Consider the following 14,726-nt stretch of genomic DNA (forward strand, 5'->3'; position numbering starts at 1 on the left):
GATTGACATCTCGTACCCAAGCAAATATTGCCCAACAAAAAACGCTGGGCTAATCTGCTGACAGAGCAGACTAATCCCGGCGCTTTTGGAAACAGTTCTGTTATTTTTTACGCTTTTTTTGTGCAGCATTATTCATTTTGGCAGATTCAACTTCAGCATAAGAGCCGAATTCTTGGCCATATTGATTATTTGCACTTTTATTAGCTTCTAACTTCTTGTTAACAGAATTGTTTTGGTTTTGTTGCACGTTGAACTCAGAAGCAAACTCCCCAGCATAAGTGTCATTTGCACTTTTTGCACGCTTTGCTTTTTGAGCCTGATTTGCTTTAAACTCAGAAGAGAACTCTTGGTTATAATTATGCTTTGCATTGTTATTCGCTTGCGCATTTTTATTACCTAATTTTTGACGACCCATCGCTATCTCCTCCTATTTGTACCTCGTTGGTACACTATTAGTATGGATCAAGCGGTACGTCATATCCTGTTCAAATTAAGGTAAAAACACCAGAGCTTAGCACGTTTATATTCTTGCTACGTACTCTTTAACCATTTCTTCTGTCACTACTTTACGGCCTGGAATGATGGTATATTTTTGAGACAGTTCATTAATTTCTGCTGTTACAGCATTAATACCATCTACAGAAAAGGGTTTCCCTTCTTTACACAAAAGCACAGCTGCTTCAATAGCTTGCTCGCGTCGAGCTTCTAAGCTGGCAAAAGCACGTACTAATTCGTGTTGTTTTTTAGAATGGGCTGAAATTTCTTTATGTACACTCATGTTCGTTCCTCCATTATATTATGCTGAGTTAGTAAAAATAAGTTAATGTCCTCATAACTGATTTGCTTTTCCGGTAATTCTTTTAAGCTTTTTTCTATCGCTGCAGCTTCTTTCTTAATGCTGTCTAAAAAGTTTTTCATCTTTTCATTAAAAGCAACTTTCCGGCTTATCTTGCACTGTACAAATTGCTCAATGATGGATTGCTGCCTATCGTCGAGATTTGCCTGCTTACATAAATCGGCAAATAAAATAACAGGGAAACTGCGCTGCTTTACTACTACTTTCAGTGATAAAAATGCACGAATCAGTTGAAGCATCACTTTTATATCCTCTATTGTAACAGAAGATGTCAGATTTCTTTTACTATTTATCGTTAAAATTTTAAAATAATGATATCCCAATGCTTTTAAGGAATATGATTGAGCCATCATTTGCCGCAGTGGCTCAGCAAACGATGGCTTCTGATAATAAACAAGAGGCGACCATAGCCACTCATAAAGCGAAGGGTTTGATTTTGCAAACAAATAAATGGTTTTGTACAAATCCCACCCTTGCATATCATAATTGCCTTCTGCTACATTAATGACCTCCTGAGGTCTATTGAGATGAAGATAGCGTGACGCTTTATATTTGTATATAAAGCGAACGTCAAAATCACTCATTGACGTGTCGAGTCCGTAAGCACGGCTGCCTGATTCACATGCAAACAAAATTTCCACATTATATTCTTTTTCAATTTCCTGTAAACGTTGATTTATGTGTGTAGACATAAAAATTAATGACCCTTTCTTTCCTCCAATACATGTTCTAACACCGTCATTGTACTTACCAATTCTTGAATTGGAAATTCTTCAGACACGGCTGCTTGCAGCTGTTTGTAATAATCATACCATTCTTCAGACACAGACTGTTTATGCGCTAAAACGTACTGATTCACTAAATGGGTATAGTGTGAATGAAGAGCGGCTTCTTCTTTCGCAATGTAGTGATTAACCTCTGGCTTAATACGTTCTAGTAAAGCAGCGTGAAGCTTTGCTTTCTCATTTTTTTCAAAAAAGCTTTTATTGTTTTTATACAGTGAAAGCTCTTTTTGATACGATTCATTCTCATCAAATTGATGACTTGTCACAACTTCACTGCCATTTGGAGGCTCTAACGAGTTCAACGTTGGAGTAAACGTCGGTTCATAGCGCTGGAGCTTTGTAATGATCATTCGATGCCAGTCTTCGATTAATTTTACGATGTATTTTTCGATTCGCAAAGTGGTCGCACGCACTTCTTGCGTTGCGTCAAAGGCAATAGACGTTAATAACTCCTGCAAACACAGGCGCAGCTGCTTTTGCTTTTCACCTCGATCATCCCTTAAGTTTGCCGGACTGAAGGCTTCTTTAAAGAAGTCATCGTACCTCACAAACAGACGTTTTTTCACATAAAATAAAAGCTCTTCTAATTCTCGGTCAAACTGCTGTTGTTCATATTCAAAATGAATTTCATGCAGTTTTGCTGCTACCTGCTCATTCTTTATGTGAAGAGATTGAATGTATCGCTTTTTATCCACTTCTGATTTTGTTTGCACCTGTTTCATTTCATTGGCAACTGCTAAAATTTGTTCGAAATCTGCATAAACACTTTGGATAGCAAGCTCTGGTAATTCATAATTTATGAAGCGGTAAAACGCATTTTTGAATGGCAGAAACATTTTATCCTCGTGGTTTTGCAAAGCCTGTAAGCTTGATACCGGGTATAAGCGCGGAAAGCGTATACCATACTGTTCAAGCTGCTCTTTTACGTACGTCTGAACTAACTGCAGCTCTGTATCCGAGCTGGCTAGGTCCGCTGCATTTACTAAGAAAAACATTTTATCAAGCGCAAATACATCTTTTACACGGCCAAGCTGAATAAGAAATTCGCGGTCAGCTTTTGAAAACGCATGATTATAATACGTTACAAATAAAATGGCATCTGCATTTTTGATATACTCAAACGCTACTCCCGTGTGCCTCGCATTGATTGAATCCGCTCCGGGTGTATCAACGAGCGTAATGCCTAAGCGAGTAAATTCACAGTCATAATACAGGTTAATAAATTGAACAAAGCACGCTTTTTCTTCTTTGGCTACATAATCATGAAATCCTTCCGTATCCACTACTACTTCTGAACCGATATGCTGCTTGACTTCGCCGTAGCCTTTTTCTACTGCCTGTAAAAACGACAAATGCAGCTGCAGCTCTTCTGTTGCCTTCAGGGTTGGAATAATTGTTAGCGCTTCGTCAATTGATTCTACTTCATGATGAAACAGCTTAAGTGCACCATTTAAATCTTGGATCATCTGCTCGTTTGTTTTCATTTGCACAACAGCTGTTTTATGCGGCCGTTTTTCTGTTGGAGGCATAATTTTATTGATGGTTGCTGTTGTTGGGTTCGGAGATACAGGAAGTAATCTTTCTCCAATCAACGCATTAGCAAAAGATGACTTACCGGCACTGAACGCCCCGAATAAAGCTACGGTAAACGTTTGATTTGATAGCTTTTTACGCTTTTCTTGAAGCCTGTTAATAAAGCGGTCTAACTTTCCAAATGAACGGAGCTGTTCGAGAACAGCTGATACATCTTGAAGAACCCTTTCTGTTCCTGTTTCATGCGCAGCTTCCTCAGGCTCTGAAACTAACTGCTGCTCACTCACGGCTTCATGCTTTTCTTCAGCTTTCATGATGCCCGTTTCATATTCTTCTTGTAACATATATGACAACTCGTTCGCATCTTCTGCCGTTAGGTCGTCATCAGTTTGCTGTAAAGATTGAAGCAAAGCTTTTGTACGTGCCAATTTTGCTTTCATTTCCTGAAGAGATGTATACGCTTCTTCAAATGCTTCACATTCCTGCAAGTGCTGATAAATTTTTTCACGCTTTACTTCATCTTGCTCCATTTTGCTTTGTTCAATTTGCGCATAAAGCTCATATAATAATCGCGTCGCTTTTTTCTTAATATGATCGGCTACATCTTTTGCGTACGTTAAAACATAATCACCATTAATTGTAGCTCCTGCCTTTACCGTTTCAATTAAATCATGCGGCTCTAACGGAATTTCAAACTGCTGAACCTGGCGTATAAGATCCGGGTCGGTAAGATTTTGATTTTTCACCAGCTCTTGCACATATTGCTGCAAGTGCCACTGCAGCTGAGAAGCTGCACGTTCTTTCATATCATCAAAAAATAACGTCAGCCGCTCTTTTTTTACTTCCTCGGTCTTTTTCTTAGCAAATAAAAGACCCACTTTAAAATCAGGCTTTGTCGTTTCTAAAAACAGCCTAGCTTTTTCTCTCATTTCATATGGTGTCAAATTGGCGTTGCTTAGTATCTTACCTGTTTCTTGTTGGTACGTTTCTGCTAGCTGCTTTTCAGCCCACCTCATTTCCGCTTCTTTTTCGAGAAGCTGCTCTTTTTGCTGCTTATTGATTTCATGGTTCTCAAGCGTCAGCTTATGGCGCAGATCGTCATGAATCGTTAACTTTTCTTCTTCTTGGTCTTCAATAAAGGCAAGGTGATCGTCAATTACCATTTGCATCGCATGTTGAATATGCTGATGTCGGTTTTCTTTTTCCGTCATCATAGCAAGTAATAGAGATTTTACGTACGAAAGGTCGTTATGACGGTTGGTTGGCTCTTTTAACGACGTATAGAAGATTCCTTCTGGTCTCACATTCCACTTTAAAAATGACGTTTCTACAGATTCTTTAAATGCTTGAAATGTTAGCTGATCTTCTTGGTGTTTATCGATTTGATTTACAATTAAATAAAGCGTTTTATTAGCTTCTTGCAGCTGTTTTGCAAATTGAAGATTTAATTCTGCCTGCACATGATTATAATCCATCACGTAGAAAATAACGTCCGCTAAGTGAAGAGCTGACTCGGTCGATACACGATGCGCATCATCTGTTGAATCAATTCCCGGTGTGTCCATCACCACAACATTTTTAGGAATAGCATCTGTATCTATCGATAAATGAATGGACTCTACTTCATCTCCATCGACAGCAAACTGCTTAATTTGCTCATACTCATAAGGCGCTTCATAACGCACCGGCGGCTGTTTGCGGTAATAAACGGTTGCATGCTCATCCCCAGCTTTTACTGATACTAAGTTTGCGCTTGTTGGAATAGGACTTGCAGGCAAAATTGCTTGCCCCATTAATTCGTTAATCATGCTCGATTTTCCAGCCGAAAAATGTCCGCAAAAAGCTACAACAAATTCACCGTTCACCCACTTTTTTAACAGCTGTATTGCTTTTGCTGCCTGCTGTTCATCTCCAGCTGCTTGAAATTGCTTATGTAAATGAAAAAGAGATGCTTCCAATCGGAGATTTTCTTGATGTTTCACACTCACTTTACCCATTATTACTCTACCCCTTTTGCCTCATTCAAGACTGTATTTAAATGTTCTCTATCCAGCTTCATTTCTGCTTATTCTTTCTCTATTTTACTTGATTCGCATGCGTTTTCCCATAAAAAACTGAATTTTTAGTTACAAAAACAATAAAAAAAGCTGTCAATAATTTGACAGCTTTTTTTATTCATCGCATGTATGTTACGCCTTTTGGGCTTTTTCAATATTTTTCATTACATACGTTGTGACGCCAACATATGTAGCAAGAGCTCCGATCACAAAAAGACTAACCATTACGTCCACCACCGTTTCTACTTGATGAAATTGATAATCTTTATCATTTGTTTCATCTTATCATGAAAGATAATCATTTTCAATTAGTTTTAAGATTTTTTTACAGGAAAGAAACGTCCCCTGTTTTGCATCACTTCGCCGTAATTTGTTTCATTCGTTAACGCTTGCTCTTCTAAGGGAATTCTAACAGCTAATATACACAAATTGAAAACAGAAAAAATAGCTAACGTCCAGTATGCCTGAAACATAAGCGGAACTAACACCAATTCTGCCGCTACTACCGTATAGTTAGGGTGCTTCATAAAACGATAAGGACCTCTTAGCACAACCTTCGCATTAGGCAAAACGATAATTTTTGTATTCCAATACTTTCCTAACGAAGAAATAGCCCATATTCTTGCAAGTTGCACAAGCGCAAAAAAGCTAAACAACAAAAAAGAAAAGTGATACATTCCATCGTTTAATACATACACTTCCGTAAAAAGAGCAGCAAAAAAAGCGGCATGCATGCTTACCATCCATTTGTAGTGACTTTGACCAGCTTCGTATGCTCCCTGCTTCTTCATCCAAGCTTCATTTCTTTTGGCAATAACCAATTCACATAGACGCTGTAAGATAATAAATACAAAAAAGCTATAAAAAAACAATCGCTTTACCTCCACTCTAATAGAAGCATTTCAGAACTAAATCCAGGGCCAAGAGCTGTTAATAAACCGTATTCTTCACTCGAAATTTCTTTCTTCATAAAGCGGTCTAATACATACAAAACGGTTGCGGAAGACATGTTTCCATGGTTTTTAAGTACATCTAGGGAATCAGCAATCATATTTTCGTTTAGCGACAGCGTTGATACATATGCTTCAAGCACTTTTTTCCCTCCAGGATGAGCAACAAAATGCTTTAAATCCCGACTGGTCAAATGCTGTGTTTGTAAAAATGACTCAACTTCTCCGCCTAACCACGAATCGATAATCGTGGGAATATCTTTTGAAAAGACAACAAATAGTCCATCATTTTTGATCTCCCACCCCATTACATCTTCTGAATTGGGCATGAGTGTCGATTGTGTATGTAAAATGTAAGGATAGCTTTTTGCAAGGGCAAAAGTGGTATCAGCTTCGTCACCTGCGACTAAAGCAGCCGCTACTCCATCTGCAAATAAAGACGTACCGATTAAGTTGCTTTTTGAACGATCATTTCGCTGAAAAGTTAAACTGCAAAGCTCAATGGATAAAACAAGGACTTTAGCACGCGGAAAGGCTTTGCAATACTCATAAGCTCTTGAAAGCCCAGACGCTCCTCCAGCACACCCTAATCCCCAAATAGGAATTCGTTTTGTGTGGTCTGAGAACGCAAGCTTATTCATAATTCGTGCTTCAATGCTAGGCGTAGCTAAACCGCTTGTTGAAACATAAAAAATAGCCTCAATTTCTCCACATGGCAAAGGGGTACTTACATAGTTCTTATTTGTTAAGCAGTCTTCAATTGCTTTTGTACCTAATTCAACAGCAGATTCTATAAAAGCATCATTTTTTTCTTCAAATGTATGGTCTTCTTGAAACCAAGATAAGTCTTTGGCAAAATTACGTTTCTCAATTTGACCATTTTGAAAAACGGTTAGCAGACGATTAATATCTTTAAACGATTCGGAAAAAAGTTCTTTTGCAAATAGCAGCGTGTCTTGCTGAGTTAATTCATAGGGGGGAACTCCAAATCCAACTGAGATAATCTTTGGCATACACTTCACCTCTTTGATTGCGTTACATTTAACATTTGTAATAGCTGGGGATTTATTCAATGCTTTTTTAGTGGAATGGAGGCGAAACATAAAAAAACTTTCCTGTAACTCAGGAAAGTCTACGTTTTGAAGAAGTGTATGTTTGTTGTGCACTTTTATTATAGCGCAAATAATCTGAATGTACAGATACAATTTATGGATTGACGAAAATAAGTGCTTATTTTTTATGAAAAGAAAATGGACATATAGATTTCATCTACATATTCATTGTTGAAATAAGCTTGTTCTTTCATAACGCCTTCTTGTTCAAATCCTACCTTTTTATACAATTCGTATGCCACTTTATTCGAAGCAAACACAGTTAAAGAAAGTTTATGAAGATTATTTTCTTTGCACCAGTTTAGCGTATAATTCATAAATTGTTTTCCTATTCCCATTCCCTGTGCTTTTGAAATAAGCCATGTACGGAAGAGCCCCGTGTGGCGCTTCATTTTAATTTCGCCTCTAAGAACACGTGCAATTCCAAGAACTTCACCTTCGACTTCAGCTACAACGTACATGTGATTGTTCTTTTCTACTGATGCAATAAAATCTTGCTCTTCTTGGACTGTGCGCGGCTCATCTTTTTGAATAAATTCACCGGCTTCAATAATTTCTCTTACCGCTGTTGTAATATGCTCTGCATCGCTTGCCTGCGCAGGGCGAATAGTGACTTCACGTCCGTCTTTTGCTTTAAATTTCACTATGTTTTTCTCTGCTGTAATCATCTATATCAACTCCTATATTTTTCACCATTCAGTACTACTATTTTGGTTCTAGCTTGCGTAATTTATCAGTGGTAAAGTTCTGCTTTTCATTTCATCTAACAAGCAATCATGTGCATTTGTTGTATTACCCACGCTTTAAACAAAGCTAAACCATTTTTGAAATATTTATTCTTGCACAGACACCCTAGAAATGCAATTAATTGCGCTAAAGAACTATTATTCCAAATTTTCTTTACAAAAGTGCATAAAAAAAGCTAGGACACAACGAAACACCTGAAAGTTACGTCCACCTTAACAACAAAAAAATACGAACTAACAACCAATCATTTTGATTATTAGTTGCTAGTTCGTATTTCACTTCGACTAAAATATTTTTGTCCCTCTGCTTTTGATTAAAGTCCCATGGAGATATATTTTACTTCTAAATAATCTTCAATGCCGTAATGACTTCCTTCGCGTCCAAGACCACTTTCTTTAAAGCCGCCGAATGGAGCTTGAGCTGCAGATGGAGAGCCATCATTTACTCCTACAATGCCGTATTCTAACTCTTCAGATACAAACGTTGCTTCCTTAATGTTTTCTGTAAATACGTAAGCGGCTAAACCATAAGGGCTATTGTTTGCTCGTTCTACGGCTTCTTCTACTGTTTTGAATGTTGCTACAGGTGCCAATGGTCCAAACGTTTCTTCAAACATGCAATTCATGTCATCAGTTACATTTGTAATAATTGTCGGCTCCATAAAGAAACCGTTTTTAGTTGTTATAGCTTGTCCGCCAACCACAACTTTAGCTCCTTTACTTTTTGCATCCGCAATTTGTGCTTTTACTTTCTCAACCGCTTTATCGTTAATTAACGGTCCAACTTGTGTACCTTCTTCTAATCCATTTCCTACTGTTAATTCCGCCGCTTTTGCTGCAAATTTTTCAACAAAAGCATCTGCAATGGATTCTTGTACATATACGCGGTTTGTGCAGATGCACGTTTGACCTGCGTTTACGAACTTAGAAGCAATTACGCCGTTTACAGCAGCGTCTAAATCTGCATTTTCTGTTACGATAAACGGTGCGTGACCGCCTAATTCCAGCGATAATTTTTTCACAGTATCAGCAGCACCGCGCATTAAATGTTTGCCAACCGCTGTTGAACCAGTAAATGTTAATTTTCGGATACGTCCGTCTTTTTGCCATGTGTCACCAATAGCTGCTGCATCTCCAGTAACAACATTGATCACACCTTTTGGAACTCCAGCTTCTTCTGCGAGCTCTACTAAACGATATGCTGTAAATGGTGTTTCTTCAGATGGTTTTAGAACAATTGTACATCCTGCTGCAAGAGCTGGGGCCACTTTACGCGTAATCATTGCTGCAGGGAAGTTCCATGGTGTAATAGCTGCTACAACGCCAACAGGCTGTTTTTTAACCGTAATACGTTTATGTGTATGATGAGCTGGAATCGTTTCACCGTATACACGCTTTCCTTCTTCAGCAAACCAAGCAATATAATCATTGCCATACTGCACTTCACCTTTTGCTTCTGCAAATGGTTTGCCTTGTTCCGTTGTCATAATTTCTGCTAGTTCATCTTTATGATTTTCAATTAGTTGATGCCATCTCATTAAAATAGCACTGCGCTCTTGAGCGGTTCTTTTCGACCATGTTTTAAAAGCTGCAGCCGCTGCATCAGCGGCAAGTGCTGCTTCCTTTGCGCCTGCCTTTGGAATTTGTCCTATTACTTCTTTTGTTGCTGGATTGACTACATCAATTTTCTCTTCTGTTGTTGTCCATTCACCGTTAATATATAGTTTGTTTGGATACATCATTCATCCTCCTAGTTGTGTGAATTTCTTTGTGCTGTGTTAACTACACTATATACACTAGCATCTTCATTGATTTATGAGAACTTCCCTTCTATACTATGGGTATAACAAAAGGTTATAGGTGATAAATATGAAAACAGAATGGCTTGAGTCTTTTATTGAAACAGCCAAAACAAAAAGCTTAAGCAAAGCAAGCGAACAGCTGCATATGACGCAGCCCGCGCTCAGTAAGCAAATGAGAAAACTAGAAGAAGATTTAGGGGTAACATTATTTATTCGCTCCGCTACAGGAGTAGAATTAACCTCAGCAGGTGAAATTCTTTTACAAGAAGGTGAATCCATACTATCAAGCGTTCATGCTCTTCAAAAAAAATTAGTGTCTACGCAAGAAGCTTGTGATTTAACTATCGGAACGTGGCAGAGTATGGCTGCTTTTTACTTACCTTATCAACTGGCTTCTGCTAAAGATCACAATCGCCATATTGATATAAAAACCTCGCATCACTATTATGATTTGTTAGAGCAGTTAGAAAGCAATCAAATTGATGGGGCTTTATTTGATGATCGAGAGGTTCAACATACTTACTGGTCAAAACTATTATTCAAAGAAGATTTTTATTTATTTGTGAATGATCAGCACCCGTTAGCCGAAAAAGAAAGCGTATCATTTAAAGATTTTAAAGAAGAACCCATTGTAGTTCTCCCGCCAGGGTGCGATGTTCGGACACTAGTAGAAAAAGCGTACAATCGTCATAACTTAAAAATTTCCATTGCCAATGAAATTGAATTTGCGCAAAGTATTATGGGATTTATTTCAGCTAATTTAGGTATTTCAATTCTGCCTGAAATTTTTATGCGCCATTTACAAAGCTCAACCATTAAAGCGTTACCCATTACAGACTTCAAATTCAAAAGAGAAATTTCATTAGTGGCAAAAAACCCTGATGTGGGAAAAATGCTTTATACACTGTTTTTCAAAACACGGTCTTAATAGGAAAAACGAACAAATTAGGCCTATGTTCCCCATTACAATGAAAAGATCCGAACGATTAATCGTTCGGATCTTCTCAACTAAAATATTTTTGTCCTAGCCTCTTTTTATTTCGATACTACTTCATTTGTTAACTTTGTTTCTGCAACTTGCGTACGTGGTGATTTCATCATATTAAAGACAATATTTAAAAAGATTGCTGTAAAACTCCCCATTACAATACCGCTTCCAGTAAGAACTTGAAGACTATCTGGTAAGTTTTTGAAGAGTTCAGGTACAACCGTCACCCCTAGACCCATGCCAACCGAACATGCAATCACAAGAAGGTTTTCTTGTTTTGCTAAATCAACTTGACTAAGGATTTTAATACCTGAAGAGATTACCATTCCAAACATAGCTACCATTGCTCCACCAAGGACAGAGCTCGGGATAACCGTCGTCACGGCTGCGATTTTAGGTAGAAAACCCAAAACGATTAAAATTCCACTCGCTGCAAATATAACATTTCTTGTGCGAACACCTGACAATTGTAAAAGTCCTACATTTTGAGAATACGCTGTATAAGGAAATGCGTTAAAAAATCCGCCTAATAAAATCGCCAGTCCTTCTGCACGATAGCCTTTAGATAAATCTTTTTCATCCACTTCTTTTTTACAAATATCACTAACAGCAAAATAAACGCCTGTTGACTCGACAATACCAACAAGTAAAACAAGGAACATTGTCAGAATGGCCATAATATTAAAAGTTGGCATCCCAAAGTACAAAACATGTGGCATATGAACCCACGCTTCTTCTTTTACGCCGGAAAAATCTACTTTTCCCATAAAAGAAGCTGCGATTGTTCCAACAACTAATCCTAATAACACAGAGACGGAGCGCATAAATCCTTTTGTAAATCGATACAGAACAATAATTAATAGCAAAACGCCAAAACCTAAACCTAAATTGCTCAAGCTGCCAAAATCTTTACTTCCTTCTCCTCCGGCTAAATCTTTAATCGCTACAGGAATTAACGTAATTCCAATAATCGTTACAACCGAGCCCGTAACTAAAGGAGGGAAAAACTTAACCAATTTACCTAAAAAAGCAGAAAGAAGGACAATGAGTAAACCAGCGACGATAATAGAACCATATATGGAAGAAACGCCGTAAGAACCTCCAATTGAAATCATAGGTCCTACTGCAGTAAACGTACACCCTAATACAACTGGAAGACCAATTCCAAAAAAACGATTTTTCCATACTTGCAGCAGAGTTGCCACACCACACATAAATAAGTCAATCGCCACTAAATACGTAAGCTGCTGCTGAGTCAAGCCAATGGCTCCTCCAACAATAAGCGGAACAACAATCGCACCTCCGTACATAGCTAAAACATGCTGTAAACCAAGTGAAAAGACTTTTCCTTTATTCATATTAAACCTCCACTGTTGGTTTATCTTCAGCAAATGTAACTTTACCATTTGATAAAGACTGAATGCGTGCTAATGATTCTACTTTAACGCCTGATTTACGAATTTGTTTTCCTCCATCTTGGAACGCTTTTTCAATAACAATCCCAATGCCGCCTACTTTAGCACCTGCTTTTTGTACGATATCCATCAAGCCGAATGCAGCTTGGCCGTTTGCTAAAAAATCATCAATAATTAAAATCACGTCATCTTCTCGAATAAATTTATCAGCAACTGAAATTTCATTTTCTTCTTTTTTTGTAAATGAATATACTTTTGATGTAATGAGTCCGTCTTGAAGTGTTAAAGATTTTCTTTTTCTGGCAAACACCATCTCAACGTTTAGCTTCAATGCGGTCATAATCGCTGGAGCAATTCCTGATGATTCAATCGTTAAAATCTTCGTAATTCCTGCATCTTCAAAACGTGAAGCGAATTCTTCTCCAATTTCTTTCATTAATACAGGATCCATTTGGTGGTTTAAAAATGTGTCTACTTTTAAAACCGTGTCCGATAATACGATACCATCTGTTAAAATTTTGTTTTGCAAAGCTTTCATAGTTCGTTCCTCCAACGTTTGTATTAAAAAAGCTCAAAAACATAGCTGCACTCGTATATGAGTAGAGCAATGTCCTTGAGCTGTTACGCACAAAAGTGAAAAACAAACTTCATCGCTCACCCATAGTCAAACTATTTACGGTAGTTTGGTAGATACTTACGAGCCTTATTCTCGTCATTATATGAGTGCGTTATTGAGTTAATTGTATTATATCAGCAAATCTTTTATTTGAAAATATCTAAAAGCGATATTTTCGAACATTTACTTGCGATACAAAACATAATATTCGGTTATAGCGCTTTTTATACGTGATAAATTTCTCCATATTTCTTTTCTAGATATTGAATTAAATAATCTACGTTTAAGCCTTCTCCCGTTACATCGTTTAAAATTTCAAGAGGCTTTTTCATTTTTCCGTACTGATGAATATGTTCTGTTAGCCAATTTGTAATCGGCGAAATTTCTCCTTTTTCAAGAAGTTCATCATAATTAGGCAAGTCTTTTAACATGGTATGCTTAAACTGCGCTGCGTACATATAGCCAAGAGCATAGGAAGGGAAGTACCCAAAGCTTCCTCCGGCCCAGTGTACATCCTGAAGCACGCCTTCTCCATCGTGACTTGGACGAACTCCTAAATATTCTTCGTATTTCTCATTCCAAATTTCCGGTAAATCTGCAACTTTATATTCTCCGTTTATTAATCCTTTTTCAATCTCATAGCGAATCATAATATGAAGAGGATACGTTAACTCATCTGCTTCAATACGAATAAGAGACGGTTTCGCCTCATTTACTCCTCGGTAAAAATCTTCTAAATCTACATCGTCAAATTGTCCCGGCGCATGCTTTTTTAGTACGTCGTAATGATGCTGCCAGAATGCCTTATTTTTACCGACAAACTGCTCAAAAAACAGTGACTGTGATTCATGAATTCCCATTGAAGTACCTTCACATAGAACTGTACCGACAAGATCCTTTGAAATATTCTGCTCATATAAAGCATGGCCGCATTCGTGAATTGTTCCAAAAATAGCCGTTCGAAAATCGTTTTCGGCATATTTAGTCGTGATGCGCACATCTCCCGGGTTTAAACCAGTAGCAAAAGGATGGACTGTTTCATCAAGTCGCCCCGCTTCAAAATCATAGCCAAGCGTTTTTAACACGTCTAGACTAAATTGCTTTTGCGCTTCTTTTGGGAAAGTACGGAATAAAAATTCCGTATTTGGCTTTGTATTCGACCCGGCGATTCGCTGAACAAGAGGCACAATATGCTTCCGTAGCTTTCCAAATACCTCGTCTAAGATTTCAACCGTCATCCCCGGTTCAAAAAGGTCTAATAAACGATTATATTTGTTTCCTTCATACCCCCAATACTCCACAAACTTCTGATTGAACGCTACAATTTTTTCGAGATACGGTTGAAATAAAGCAAAATCTGCTTTTTCTTTTGCGTCTTCCCAAACCGACTCAGCTTTTGAAGTTAATGTAACGTATTCTTTATATTCATGCGGAGGAATCTTTTTATTTAAGTCATATTCTTTTTTACATTCTTCCACTGCTTTTTTCGTAATATCGTTTATGTAAGGCTGTGACTCAGGGTTCGTTAATTTCTCAATAAAACCTGCCATTTCATCAGAAACCGAAAGATTGAACGCTTCTGATGACATCATGCCAATAACTTCAGAACGCTGATCCGCCCCTTTTTTTGGAGCACCCGTCCTCAAATCCCAGTACATCACTCCGATTGCCTCGTGATAACTTTTGATTTTATTCATGTATTCATAAAACTGTTTCTCAATTTTCTGTATGTCTTCTCTCATTGTTTTTCCTCCTTACTTTCCTTATTTCACCATAAATTATTTTATCATAATAGTAACGGCGTGTATATAACTGAATATTCAATCTATTATACGTATAAAAAAACGCGGCTACAACCGCGCTTTT

Annotated in this window: 12 protein-coding genes and 1 riboswitch; of the genes, 1 reads left to right on the forward strand and 11 read right to left on the reverse strand. The window is 37.7% G+C overall.

Annotated elements, in window-relative coordinates; translation table 11 throughout:
* Nucleotides 1–100: 100 nt before the first annotated feature.
* From AC3WJG_RS09365 to AC3WJG_RS09400, 8 genes are all read right to left on the reverse strand, one after another.
* Nucleotides 101–415, reverse strand: a complete 315-nt coding sequence (locus AC3WJG_RS09365) for a hypothetical protein (RefSeq protein WP_013056168.1) — start codon at nucleotides 413–415, stop codon at nucleotides 101–103.
* Between the two features lie 105 nt (nucleotides 416–520).
* Nucleotides 521–778, reverse strand: coding sequence for a DUF2533 family protein (locus AC3WJG_RS09370; RefSeq protein ID WP_013082381.1), 258 nt, complete (start codon nucleotides 776–778; stop codon nucleotides 521–523).
* Nucleotides 775–1,548: a nucleotidyltransferase domain-containing protein gene (locus AC3WJG_RS09375; protein WP_098248331.1), complete on the reverse strand. Its 774-nt coding sequence runs from the start codon at nucleotides 1,546–1,548 to the stop codon at nucleotides 775–777. The genes AC3WJG_RS09370 and AC3WJG_RS09375 overlap by 4 nt, the downstream gene beginning before the upstream one ends.
* Nucleotides 1,549–1,553: 5 nt before the next feature.
* Entirely contained in the window at nucleotides 1,554–5,171 is a 3,618-nt protein-coding gene (locus AC3WJG_RS09380) for a dynamin family protein (RefSeq protein WP_221840290.1), read from the reverse strand.
* A gap of 374 nt (nucleotides 5,172–5,545) precedes the next feature.
* Entirely contained in the window at nucleotides 5,546–6,103 is a 558-nt protein-coding gene (locus tag AC3WJG_RS09385) for an isoprenylcysteine carboxyl methyltransferase family protein (RefSeq protein WP_060746042.1), read from the reverse strand.
* A 5-nt stretch (nucleotides 6,104–6,108) separates the two neighbouring features.
* On the reverse strand, nucleotides 6,109–7,194 hold the full coding sequence (locus AC3WJG_RS09390) for a type III polyketide synthase (protein WP_098248333.1): 1,086 nt from the start codon (nucleotides 7,192–7,194) through the stop codon (nucleotides 6,109–6,111).
* A 224-nt stretch (nucleotides 7,195–7,418) separates the two neighbouring features.
* Entirely contained in the window at nucleotides 7,419–7,961 is a 543-nt protein-coding gene (locus AC3WJG_RS09395; RefSeq protein WP_013056162.1) for a GNAT family N-acetyltransferase, read from the reverse strand.
* Between the two features lie 392 nt (nucleotides 7,962–8,353).
* A complete protein-coding gene (locus AC3WJG_RS09400) occupies nucleotides 8,354–9,778 on the reverse strand; it encodes an NAD-dependent succinate-semialdehyde dehydrogenase (protein WP_028408005.1) in 1,425 nt (474 codons plus the stop codon).
* Between the two features lie 130 nt (nucleotides 9,779–9,908).
* Between AC3WJG_RS09400 and AC3WJG_RS09405 the strand changes: the two genes are divergently transcribed.
* Nucleotides 9,909–10,769 carry a LysR family transcriptional regulator gene (locus AC3WJG_RS09405; RefSeq protein ID WP_060746045.1) on the forward strand — a complete coding sequence of 287 codons (861 nt, stop codon included), beginning with the start codon at nucleotides 9,909–9,911 and terminating at the stop codon, nucleotides 10,767–10,769.
* Nucleotides 10,770–10,876: 107 nt separating this feature from the next.
* Here the strand turns inward: AC3WJG_RS09405 and AC3WJG_RS09410 are convergent, their stop codons facing one another.
* The 3 genes from AC3WJG_RS09410 to AC3WJG_RS09420 all read right to left on the reverse strand — a co-directional run bounded on the left by AC3WJG_RS09410 (nucleotide 10,877) and on the right by AC3WJG_RS09420 (nucleotide 14,602).
* Nucleotides 10,877–12,187 carry a nucleobase:cation symporter-2 family protein gene (locus AC3WJG_RS09410; RefSeq protein ID WP_028408003.1) on the reverse strand — a complete coding sequence of 437 codons (1,311 nt, stop codon included), beginning with the start codon at nucleotides 12,185–12,187 and terminating at the stop codon, nucleotides 10,877–10,879.
* A gap of 1 nt (nucleotide 12,188) precedes the next feature.
* Complete coding sequence (locus tag AC3WJG_RS09415) at nucleotides 12,189–12,782, reverse strand: xanthine phosphoribosyltransferase (RefSeq protein WP_028408002.1); 594 nt, start codon at nucleotides 12,780–12,782, stop codon at nucleotides 12,189–12,191.
* A gap of 103 nt (nucleotides 12,783–12,885) precedes the next feature.
* Nucleotides 12,886–12,987: riboswitch (purine riboswitch) on the reverse strand.
* A 97-nt stretch (nucleotides 12,988–13,084) separates the two neighbouring features.
* Nucleotides 13,085–14,602 (reverse strand): carboxypeptidase M32, encoded by a 1,518-nt coding sequence (locus AC3WJG_RS09420; RefSeq protein WP_060746046.1) that lies wholly within the window; start codon nucleotides 14,600–14,602, stop codon nucleotides 13,085–13,087.
* Nucleotides 14,603–14,726 lie beyond the last annotated feature (124 nt).

The organism is Priestia sp. FW507-14D1A, from assembly GCF_058781295.1.